9 protein-coding genes are annotated in these 10,233 nt (G+C 63.6%); 6 read left to right on the top strand and 3 right to left on the bottom strand.

Annotated features, from left to right (window positions below):
* The first annotated feature begins 48 nt into the window (after positions 1 to 48).
* Positions 49 to 591 (top strand): methylated-DNA--[protein]-cysteine S-methyltransferase, encoded by a 543-nt coding sequence (locus ACMNI9_RS08850; RefSeq protein ID WP_216529582.1) that lies wholly within the window; start codon positions 49 to 51, stop codon positions 589 to 591.
* Between the two features lie 162 nt (positions 592 to 753).
* On the opposite strand, the gene ACMNI9_RS08855 is transcribed toward ACMNI9_RS08850, so the two are convergent.
* The gene (locus ACMNI9_RS08855) at positions 754 to 2,439 is read right to left on the bottom strand and encodes an FAD-dependent oxidoreductase (protein ID WP_114567518.1); all 1,686 of its coding nucleotides are present in this window, start codon (positions 2,437 to 2,439) and stop codon (positions 754 to 756) included.
* Between the two features lie 139 nt (positions 2,440 to 2,578).
* Complete coding sequence (locus tag ACMNI9_RS08860; protein ID WP_418831678.1) at positions 2,579 to 4,081, bottom strand: LuxR C-terminal-related transcriptional regulator; 1,503 nt, start codon at positions 4,079 to 4,081, stop codon at positions 2,579 to 2,581.
* 79 nt (positions 4,082 to 4,160) lie between these two features.
* Between ACMNI9_RS08860 and ACMNI9_RS08865 the strand changes: the two genes are divergently transcribed.
* The 5 genes from ACMNI9_RS08865 to ACMNI9_RS08885 all read left to right on the top strand — a co-directional run bounded on the left by ACMNI9_RS08865 (position 4,161) and on the right by ACMNI9_RS08885 (position 9,893).
* Positions 4,161 to 5,612: a M20/M25/M40 family metallo-hydrolase gene (locus ACMNI9_RS08865; RefSeq protein ID WP_418831679.1), complete on the top strand. Its 1,452-nt coding sequence runs from the start codon at positions 4,161 to 4,163 to the stop codon at positions 5,610 to 5,612.
* Positions 5,613 to 5,618: 6 nt separating this feature from the next.
* On the top strand, positions 5,619 to 6,983 hold the full coding sequence (locus tag ACMNI9_RS08870) for an MFS transporter (protein WP_418831681.1): 1,365 nt from the start codon (positions 5,619 to 5,621) through the stop codon (positions 6,981 to 6,983).
* A gap of 105 nt (positions 6,984 to 7,088) precedes the next feature.
* Positions 7,089 to 8,018 carry a cysteine synthase A gene (gene cysK, locus ACMNI9_RS08875; RefSeq protein ID WP_114567514.1) on the top strand — a complete coding sequence of 310 codons (930 nt, stop codon included), beginning with the start codon at positions 7,089 to 7,091 and terminating at the stop codon, positions 8,016 to 8,018.
* A gap of 341 nt (positions 8,019 to 8,359) precedes the next feature.
* Entirely contained in the window at positions 8,360 to 8,734 is a 375-nt protein-coding gene (locus ACMNI9_RS08880; RefSeq protein ID WP_418831683.1) for a VOC family protein, read from the top strand.
* A gap of 376 nt (positions 8,735 to 9,110) precedes the next feature.
* Positions 9,111 to 9,893 (top strand): helix-turn-helix transcriptional regulator, encoded by a 783-nt coding sequence (locus ACMNI9_RS08885; RefSeq protein ID WP_418831685.1) that lies wholly within the window; start codon positions 9,111 to 9,113, stop codon positions 9,891 to 9,893.
* Between the two features lie 57 nt (positions 9,894 to 9,950).
* On the opposite strand, the gene ACMNI9_RS08890 is transcribed toward ACMNI9_RS08885, so the two are convergent.
* A partial coding sequence (locus tag ACMNI9_RS08890; protein WP_418830116.1) for an iron-sulfur cluster assembly scaffold protein occupies positions 9,951 to 10,233 on the bottom strand: 283 nt, incomplete at its 5' end.

A 10,233-nucleotide genomic window follows, 5' to 3' on the forward strand; every position in this document is an offset into this window, starting at 1 on the left:
GGCGGCTGCCTGCGGGATTCGCTTGCCGAATGGACGAAAGGAACGCGCATGGTATATCGGACGAACTACGCTCACCCCGAGTTCGGCGAAGTCACGCTTGCGAGCGACGGCGAGGGCATCGTCGGGCTGTGGATGGCGGGGCAGAAGTACTTCGGCGGCACCGTGAACGGCGAAATGGCCCCGAACGACGATCTGCCGATATTCGCGCAGGCGAAGGATTGGCTCGATCGGTACTTCGCTGGCGAGCAGCCTGCGATCGCGGAGCTGCCCTTGAAGCCGAACGGCACCGCGTTTCGGCTGCGCGTCTGGCGCAAGCTCATGGAGATCCCCTACGGTTGCGTGCGCACGTACGGCGAGCTGGCGTGCGAGATCGCGCAAGAAGACGGCAGAGAGAAGATGTCTTCCCAGGCGGTGGGCGGAGCCGTTGGGCATAATCCCATTTCCGTCATCATTCCGTGCCATCGTGTGGTCGGGTCGGACGGCAGCCTTACGGGGTACGCGGGCGGCATCGAGCGCAAAATCTGGCTGCTCGAGCACGAGGGCGCGAACATGAAGGGCCTCTACGTGCCAACGCGCGGCACGGCGTTGTAGGGGCGCGGCGTTGCAGGACGGCGCAGGGTATCTTCCTTGCCGTTGCAGGAGAGCGGAGGGCGCCCTTGTTGCTTTTCGCTCGACATTCCAAGATCCAAGATGACGAAAAGGCCGCTTGATGCGGCCTTTTCGCGGGAGGGAGTGCGGTGACGCTCGGTTGCGCTAGATCTTGCTGATGACCGTGTCCTTCGCGCACGCTTCGCCGACCAGCTGGCCGAACGTCACGCAGCGGCCATGGCTGACGCCGGGGCAGTGCACGGGGTAGTCGTTGCCGAAGAAGTCGCCCTGCACGTTGCCGATGGCGAACAGGCCGTCGATCGGCTGGTCTTCCGCCGTGAGCACCTGGGAGTCGGCGTTCACGTGCAGGCCGAACGGGATGGTCAGCGTGCTGCACACGTTCTTCGTCGCGTAGAACGGCGGGGTCTTGACCGGTGCGAGCCACTGCGCGGGCACGTCGAAGTCGATGTCCTCGCCGGCTTCGGCCATGCTGTTGTAGCGTTCCACGGTGGCCTTGAACGCGTCCGCCGGGATGTCGAGCTGCTTCGCCAGATCGTCGAGCGTGTCGGCCTTGATGAGCTTGCCGTTGCCCAGCCACTTTTCCATGACGGCGTCCAGGCCGTCGGTGAAGCGATCGAAGCGCTCGGGCTGCTGCTGCATGACGTACGTCTCGTAGTCGCTGTCGAAGACGGACCAGGCAACGTTGCCAGGCGTGTTCATGCGGGCGTTGGTCAACATGGGCTCGAAGGGCATCTCGGCGCCGTAGCGCTCGCCGTTGGCGTTGACCGCAAGCCAGCTCATGATGAAGGACGTGAGGTTGAACTCAAGCGTGTCGAGCGTGAACTGGTGAATCATCGGCGCAGCGGGGCTTTTCGACATGGCCGCGCCCGCCCAGCATCCCATGAGGATGCCGTCGCCGTTGTTGAAGCCGGCGGGGGCGTACACGTTCGCGTCCGAGCGGTTCGAGATGGGGCAGAACACGTCTACCATCTCCTGGTTGCCGCCGATGTCGCCCGTGGCCAGGATGACGCCGTTCTTGGCGTTGTACTGCACGTGCTTGCCGTCTTTCGTGGTTGCGACAACGCCCGTGATGCCGCTTTGCGCATTGCCCACCAACTGCTCGGCGCGCGCCTCGAACACGAACTCGGCGCCGTTCTTCTTGGCGGAATCGTATACCAGCTCGCCCAACGTGATGTTGACGGGCTGCCCGTCGTCGCGCATGTCGTACGTTTCGCCGCCGCGCACGAACGATACGGCATCGGGGTAGACGCGCCAGTTGTCGGAAAGCTTGGACCAGTTGCCGTACTTGGCGGTACCGGAGAGCGCGGGCACCATGCTCACGCCGTTCGCTGCGCCCAACTCCTCGATGTAGTCGAACACCTTGCCGGAGCGCGAGGCCCATACGTAGATGAGGTCGTAGTTCGTGGTCTGGTGAGACGCGTGGTGCAGGTAGCGCGTGGCCACGCGCGGATCCAGGTCGAAGCCGTTCGACTTGTGGTACTTGCTGCCGATGTGGCCTACGTCCACGCCGCGGATGGAGATGCCGGTGTTGCGTTCGATGACCACCGTTTTGGCGCCGTTGCGCGCCGCCGCTTCTGCAGCGTTGACGCCTGCGAGGCCGGCGCCCACGATGACTACGTCGAAGTCTTGCGTCTCGGCGATGTCGGCGATGGGCTCGGGAGCGACTTCCCACGTATGCTTCGCGCCTGCGCCGCTTTGAGCCGAGCCGCTTGCGTCGGCCGACGAGTCGGACGGAGCGGCGGGGCTGCACGCCGGCAGCGCAACGGCGGCCGCTGCTGCGGCGCCGGTGACGAGCGCGCCCTTCAAGAAGTTCCTGCGATTGATTTCCATGGAATTCCCCTTCCCTTTCAATCCCTCCCGCGCTCCTCGCCGATGCGAAGAAGCGCGGCACGCGAGTTCGTTCGCGTGGCTTCAAGATGGGGGATAGGGGTTGCGCCGCGCAACGCCCGAATGCCCGTATTTTGGAATATCAGGTGACATCCGTGACGCTTGAGACGCGGTCACGTGATTCAGGTGATGCTGGATGATCAGGTGAAATGGCGCGGTCGATAAACTCTTGGCGATTGTGGACGTCCGCTTTCTGGTAGATGTGGCGCACGTGGGTTCCCACCGTGTTCTCGGATATGCTCAAGCAGTCGGCGATCCAGGGCTGGGTGCGACCGGCGGCCAGAAGCGACGCGATGTCGCGCTCGCGCGCGGTAAGGCCAATACGGTCGAACCATGCCGCAAGGCGCTGCTCCTGCCCGAGTCCGTCCTGGTTGGCCGACCCTGCGCGTGCAGTGTAGCCGAACAGCATCCAAATATCCTCGCTGCTGAGCAGCAGTACGGTTGCGATGACCACCAGATAGCCGATGGCCGTGGTTTCCTGGAAGACGAACGCGTGCGTGGATTGGTCGTTGCCCACCAAAAGGATGCCCGCAAGGGCGCCCGCGACGTAGCAGATGACCGCAAGCAATCGCACGGCGGCGATGGTTTTGAGCGGATCGCGGGACTGCGTGTGGGCAATCTGGGAGAAAACGACCCATACCAGCAGATCGAAGGCGGTGTAGCCGCTGATGATGACCGCTCCCGCAATCCAGAACAACTCGGAGCCGAACAGAAACGACATCATCATGAATCCGGCGATCATTGCCAGCAGCCCCACGCGATAAACGGCGCTCGCTCGCTGCGGGGCGATGCAGACGATGCCGAACATGAGGATGGCGGCTATGCCGCGGGCCACTTGCACGATCACGCCGCCGGGCGATCCGTTGCTGGCGATGGACGAGAAGGAAACGAGGTGCTGCAGGTATCCGAAGCTGGTCAGCACGAGCGCCGCGGCGCACAGGAGCATCATCGATATTCCCAGGTGGGTTTTCAGGTGGGCACGCACGCCGCGCCTCGCGGGGACCGAGCTTTCCGCGGTTCGGCGATAGGTTCGCTGGTCGGGCGGCACCGTGGTGAAGATCAGGCCCGAAATAAGGGGCAGCAGCGAGAAGAACACCGCAGACGCCTCCGGGATCATGAAGAGCATGGGCGTGTCGATGACGACGGCGCACGCGAAGGCGCCGGCGACGTAGGGCGTGGCGGTGCGGGCCCCTTCTTGGCAGTACGCGGCACCCCATCCGATCTGGAACACGGCGACGAACAGGGCGACGAGCGCGCTTCCGATAGCAAGCGGCATCCAACCGAATCCGAAGCCCGAAAACACGAGTAGCAAAGAGCCTGCGGTTCCCAACAAGGCTGCGATCAGCGGCAAGCGCTTCCCGGCGATGAGCCTGTTGATCGCGGCCGGTTTCTTGAGGGCTGCTGCGTATCCGAATGCGCTGAAGCCGAACACGGCCACGGCGGCCAACTCGGCCGTGAGCCCTTTCGTGTCGGGCGCCGTGAAGAACGCGCTCATGAACAGCGCGTCGAGCCAGGCCCAAAGAAACGCCGATCCTACGATGATTTTGATGCCCGCTGTTCCGTGAACCCTGTCGATGAGCGCCATCCGATCCCCTTCCCCTTGCGGGGGATTATAGCAGTTGGGTCTATAATGGCCGCATGGTGCCGCAGAGAAGGGTTCGTATATGACCGTGTTCGTTTTTGCTGTTGCGATTGTCGCGCTGTTCGCAGTCGTATTGACGGTGAATGCCGTAAGGCTTAGGCCGACGCCCGTTTCCGATCCGTTGCCGGAGAGTCAGGCGATGGGATCGGATGAGGCTGTCGAGCGTTTTCGCGAAATGCTTCGCAGCGCTACCGTGTGGGGTGCGGGCAACCCCGAGGCCGACCACAGCGCTTTCGACGAGTTCGTGCCCAAGCTGCGCCGATTGTATCCGCGCGTGTTCGCGTCTATGGATCTTGAAATGATCGACGGATACGGCATCTCGCTTCTTTGGAAAGGATCCGATCGCGCGCTTGCCCCGGTGGTGCTCATGGCGCACCACGACGTGGTGGAGGCCGACCCGCATGGATGGTCGCATGATCCGTTCGCCGCCGACATTGCGGACGGGAAGATCTATGCGCGCGGCGCAGTGGATACGAAGTGCATCTGGGCCGGGCTTCTTGAGGCGGCCGAGCAACTGCTTTCGGAAGGATACGTTCCTCCGCGCGACATCTACTTCTTCTCGTCGAACACCGAAGAGGACGGCGGCGACACGGCTCCGCACATGGTCGAGTACCTGAAGGGCATCGGGCGAGTTCCTTACCTGGTGCTTGACGAAGGCGGGGCGGTTATCGACAACCCTCCGTTAGGCGTGAGCGGCCAATTCGCCGTTGTGGGCGTGGCGGAAAAGGGCATTTTCAACGCGCGCGTCACCACGAGCTCCGCAGGGGGCCATGCGGCAACCCCTTCGCTTGAAGACGCCGCGGCGAAGCTGGTGGCGGGGTTGGACGGATTGCAGCAGAATCCTCCCGCGTCGCGCCTGTCCGATCCGGTGGCGGCCATGCTCAAGGAGCTGGCCGCGCGCGGCGGCTTCGGCCTGCGCTTGGTGTTCGGCAACTTGTGGCTGTTTCGGCCTTTAGTGGTTCGCATCATGCAGCGCGACCCCGAAACGGCCGCCATGGTTCGCACCACGTACGCGCTCACGCAGCTTGAGGGATCGAAGGCGCACAACGTGATTTCCAAGCAGGCGAAAGCCACCGTTAACGTGCGCGTCGATCCCGGCGAGACCGTCGACGATGCGTTTTCTCGCATCAAGCAGCGCTTCGACGAGGATACCGCGTACGAGCTGTTCGAGGTCAGCGAGCCGTCTCCGGTCTCGCCGTTTGAGGACGACCCGGCGTTCGACTATCTGCGTCGCGTGATTCACGCGGTCTATCCCGAGGCGGGCATCGCGCCGTACGTGCAAACCAGCTGCAGCGATGCGCGTCATTTTGCCCGCGCGTGCCCGCGCACGTACCGGTTCGCGGGCATCTTGTTCAAGGGCGATCAGCGCACGCGTATTCACGGGCAAGACGAGAATTTGGACGTGGACGCGTTCAAGCGCGGAGTGGGGTTCTACATCGAGTTTATTCGGCATTTGGATAAGCTGGGGAAATGAGGAAGCATGGCTGAAAAGGGGTCGAGCGAGGGGAAGATCTTCTACGGGTGGTGGATCGTTGCGGGCGGCCTGCTGATCATGGCGACGTGTTACACGGTGTTCGTGAACTGCATCCCGTTGTTCCAGACGCATATCGTGCGCGACCTAGGGTTGACGGTGGGGCAATTCAACACGGGCGTTTCCATCACCACGGTGGTTGCGGTGTTCGCGTCGCTGGTGATCGGGCGGCTTACCGATACGTGCTCGGCGCGCGTGCTGGGTACGGTGACGGTGCTGACCAGCTCTCTTGTGCTGGTGGGACTCTCGTTCATCACGGCCGCCTGGCAGTTGTACGCGCTGTGCGTGGTGGCTGGCATGGTGGTGGTCGCGGGCACGCGCCTACTGGTTTCGGTGGTCATCTCGAACTGGTTCACGCTCAAGCGCGGCTTGGCAGTGTCCATCGCGCTTTCAGGATCGGGTCTTGGCGGGGTGGTGCTCTCCCCGGCTACGAGCGCCATGATCGAGGCGTCGGGCTGGCGTGCGGCGTTTTTGCTGCTGGCCGTGGTGTGCTTCGTGGCTGCGCTGCCGCTTGTGCTGGCGACGTTCAGCACGCGCCCGAGCGACAAGGGCATGGTCCCTTACGGCGCGGGCCAGGTCGAGGAGGTGAAGGAAGATCGCTCGCCCGACGTTCCCGTTAACGTTTCGGTGGGATGGAAGACCTTGCGCTCGAGCTCGGCGTTCTGGTTGCTGGTGATCGGGTTCGTGGCCATGGGCATCACGAACGGCTGCATCATCACGAACTCCATTGCGAACATGACGAGCGTGACCGTAGGGGGCACCGAAGTGGTCACCGGCGGCCATTCGACCCTGTGGGCCGGCAGCGTATGGTCGTTCTACCTGGCGGTGGTCATCGTGGCGAAGGTGGCGCTCGGCGCCATCTACGATCGATGGGGCATGCGCACGGGTACGATCCTCGGCACGATCACGTCGGTTTTGGCTGGCGTCATGCTGCTGTTTCCCGCTACCGACTGGGGCCCGATTTTGGCCTGCTTGTTCTTCGGGTTCGCCACCTGCATGGGCACGGTGGCGCCGCCTATCATGGTGGTGAAGGAGTACGGCAAGAAGGATCTTGGCACGGTGACGGGCATTGTCACGGCGTTCGAGCTTTTGGGCGCCGCGGTGGGAGCGGTGGTGTCGGGCGTGATGTTCGACGCCTACCTGTCGTTCGCGCCGGTGTGGATCATGGTCATCGTGGCGAGCGTCGTCATGGGAGCGGCGCTGCTGGCGTCCATTCCTGCAGCGAAGCGGCTGGTTGCCCGGCGACGTGCCGAGGGCGCGCCGGAGTTGGATGCCGAGGGATTCGAGATTTTGCCGGAAGGGGTTCTTGACTAAAACCTATAAAGAAAGTAGGATTTACTGCGACACAAGGGAAGCCTGGGGTTGAGGCCGATTGTCGGCCGGGAGCTTGCCGGGCGCAGATGAGAAAGCGGGCGAGATATGACGGTTTACAAGAGCGTGTCGGAGCTGATCGGCGCTACGCCGCTGGTGGAGCTGACGAATTACGAGCGCAACCACAACCTGAAGGCGAAGATCGTCGGCAAGGTTGAATCGTTCAATCCGGGCGGGTCGGTGAAGGACCGCATCGCGAAGGCCATGATCGACCAGGCGTTGGCCGATGGGCTTATCGACCAGGACACCGTGCTCATCGAGCCTACGTCGGGAAACACCGGCATCGGTTTGGCTGCTATCGCCGCTGCGCGCGGCATGCGCCTTATCATCACCATGCCGGAAACGATGTCGGTCGAGCGCCGCAACCTCATGAAGGCATACGGTGCGGAACTCGTGCTGACCGAGGGCGCGCAGGGCATGAAGGGCGCCATCGCGCGCGCCGACGAGCTGGCGGCCGAGATTCCCAATTCGTTCATTCCCGGCCAGTTCGTGAATCCGGCGAACCCGGCGGTGCACGAGGCCACCACGGGGCCGGAAATCTGGGAAGCTGCCGGCGGCGATGTGGACATCTTCGTGGCGGGCGTGGGCACGGGCGGCACGGTGAGCGGCACGGGCGCGTACCTGAAGCGCATGAACCCGAACGTTCGCGTAGTTGCCGTGGAGCCTGCGACTTCGCCGGTGCTGTCCGAGGGACGCGCGGGCGCGCACAAGATCCAGGGCATCGGCGCGGGCTTCGTGCCCGACACGCTGGACACCGAGGTGTACGACGAGGTGATCACCGTGGCCGACGAGGACGCTTTCGCGGCGGGGCGCGAGCTGGCGGCGAAGGAAGGCCTGCTCGTGGGCATTTCTTCGGGAGCGGCCGTGGCCGCCGCCACCGAGCTGGCGCGCCGCCCGGAAAACGAGGGGAAGACCATCGTGGTCATTCTTCCCGATACAGGCGAGCGTTACCTCTCGACGGCGATGTTCGACTTCTAACGTTCGGGGACGATGCAATAAGAAGGGTCCGCCGCAGGTTCGAACGACCTGCGGCGGACCCTTTTGCTGCAAGATGCATTGTCGCCCGAAACGGACGGAATCGAGCCGAAACCCGTCCGTTTCGGGCGACAATATCATTTTGCGGTAGCGAATTGCACCCGAGTTGCTATGCGGGTTGGTGCATGGTCGGGCTTGGGCGCAACATGGGGAGGGCGGACGGACGGTGCCGGCATTGGCTCGGTCGTCTTTCGTCGCGAGCCGTCGCGCGCGGGGCTGCCCGCGGTCGCCGCGTCGCGCGTGGTACACTGCGTGCGACGGCATTCCTGAGAGAAAGGTTCGCGATGATCGATCACATAAGCGTGAAAGTGAAGGACGTCGAAGGTGCCAAGGCGTTCTACACGGCGGCGCTGGCGCCGCTCGGCTACGTGCGGGGCATCGAGTATCCCGGCGGCCTGCAGCTGCACGTGGAGGGCGAGCCGGGCGACGTGTGGGTGGCTCCGCTGTCCGAAGGCGCCGAGCCTGTCCCCGCGCACGTTGCCCTTCTTGCGAAGAGTGCCGACCAGGTGAGGGCTTTCTACGAGGCGGCGCTTGCCGCTGGCGGCACCGATAACGGTGCGCCCGGTCCCCGCGACTATCATCCCGGCTACTATGCGGCGTTCGTCCTCGATGCCGAGGGCAACAACATCGAAGCCGTGATCCACGACTACGCCGAGTAGCGGTACGCAAAAGACGCCTCCGTCTCGCATCAGACGGGGGGCGGGGGCGTCCTTTCCTGTTCGGGCCTACGAGCGTGCGCAGCGACATGCGGCAGGGCTCCTTGATTGGGGTTTCCGGCAGCTTTTGCCCGGCGGGATCGCGTTGCCAATCGCTGCGCATAGGGCGTTCATCTCGGTTCGCGAAGGCGAAGATGCGGGTTGATCAGGAAAGACAACTGTCGGTTGTCATCCGTTCGCGAAAAAGCATCCGCAAGTTGGTTGCAGCGCCCCTTTCGCACGGTGCATGATGCAAGGCGTGAGCACGATGTTTTGCGAGCGTGAGGAGACGCCCATGAGCTTCCGAGACAACCTTCAGCATCTGCGCGACCTATAGGATATGAGCCAGGCGGATTTGGCGCAGCAAATCGGCGTGAGTCGCCAGTCAGTGGCGAAATGGGAGGCCGAGAAGAGCTATCCCGAAATGGACAAGCTTACCAAGATATGCGATCTGTTCGGCTGCTCTCTCGACGACCTCGTGCGTGGCGACCTCGCCGGACGCGAAGCGGCTTCCGCAGGGTCGTCTGTCGTCGAGGAGCTGGCGGCATGCGAAGGGCAGGCGGTCGTCGAGGGCGTTCCGACGGACGCATGGGGCTACGATGAGCACATGCGCCGGCGCGCGTGGGATGTCGCGGCTGCCGTCGCCGTGGTGATCCTTGGATTCGAAGCGGGCATCAACTTCGCAACTATGGGCCCCAACGTGAATCCGTCACCTTTCGTTATCTTCTTCTCAATAGGGGTTGCGATGGCGCTTCTTCTGGTGAAACCCACGTGGAAAGAGCATCGAGCGTTTCTCGAAGGGCATCCGCATATCGATGACTTCTACGCGTCCGAGCAAAAGGACAGGGCGCGCAGTGCGAAAGGCGGTGTCGTTGTCGGGGCTGTCGTGCTCGTGATCGTGGGATTGAACGTGCCGGGCCTGTTCGGATGGTTCCAACAGTGCACCTTCGCCGCGCTCGCGATGTTCGGCTGCTTCGCTTTGGCGGCTGCGCTTGTGGTCTACGCCGTCATGATGGATCGCCGCACCAACGTGGCCCGATACAACCGGCTTTTCGCAGCCCCGCCCGCTGCCGAACCCGATGCCGTCAAGGCTCCGACGGCGGACGATACCGTGGCGAGCTAGCCCTGCCTGGCGTAACATGATGGATGACGCATTTGCTGGCGCGCTGTCGTTTCGACGTCACTGCGCCTTGCGTCCTGCCTCCGTTTCCTGCTCGAGCAACTTCTCCAGCGTGCGCCAGGCAAGTTCGGCGCACTTGACGCGGGCGGGCATGCGGGCGATGGACTCGAGCTCGGCGGCCTCGTCGAGGTCGGCGCGCTCCTCGTCGGTGAGCGGGCGACCCTTGATCATGTCCAGGTAGAGGCTGGAAAGGCGCTGCGCTTCGGCGATGGTTTCGCCGGTGATCAGGTCGGCCATCATGTCGGCTGCCGCCTGGCTCACGGCGCAGCCGTGGCCGGTGAAG

Origin of the sequence: Paraeggerthella sp., assembly GCF_048427265.1 — a bacterium.
Lineage (GTDB): Bacteria > Actinomycetota > Coriobacteriia > Coriobacteriales > Eggerthellaceae > Paraeggerthella > Paraeggerthella hominis.

Excerpts from the sequence above, each read along its gene's own strand:
- ACMNI9_RS08850 (WP_216529582.1), top strand. The coding sequence starts at position 49 with ATGGTATATCGGACGAACTACGCTCACCCCGAGTTCGGCGAAGTCACG.
- ACMNI9_RS08855 (WP_114567518.1), bottom strand. The coding sequence starts at position 2,439 with ATGGAAATCAATCGCAGGAACTTCTTGAAGGGCGCGCTCGTCACCGGC.
- ACMNI9_RS08860 (WP_418831678.1), bottom strand. The coding sequence starts at position 4,081 with ATGGCGCTCATCGACAGGGTTCACGGAACAGCGGGCATCAAAATCATC.
- ACMNI9_RS08865 (WP_418831679.1), top strand. The coding sequence starts at position 4,161 with ATGACCGTGTTCGTTTTTGCTGTTGCGATTGTCGCGCTGTTCGCAGTC.
- ACMNI9_RS08870 (WP_418831681.1), top strand. The coding sequence starts at position 5,619 with ATGGCTGAAAAGGGGTCGAGCGAGGGGAAGATCTTCTACGGGTGGTGG.
- cysK (WP_114567514.1), top strand. The coding sequence starts at position 7,089 with ATGACGGTTTACAAGAGCGTGTCGGAGCTGATCGGCGCTACGCCGCTG.
- ACMNI9_RS08880 (WP_418831683.1), top strand. The coding sequence starts at position 8,360 with ATGATCGATCACATAAGCGTGAAAGTGAAGGACGTCGAAGGTGCCAAG.
- ACMNI9_RS08885 (WP_418831685.1), top strand. The coding sequence starts at position 9,111 with ATGAGCCAGGCGGATTTGGCGCAGCAAATCGGCGTGAGTCGCCAGTCA.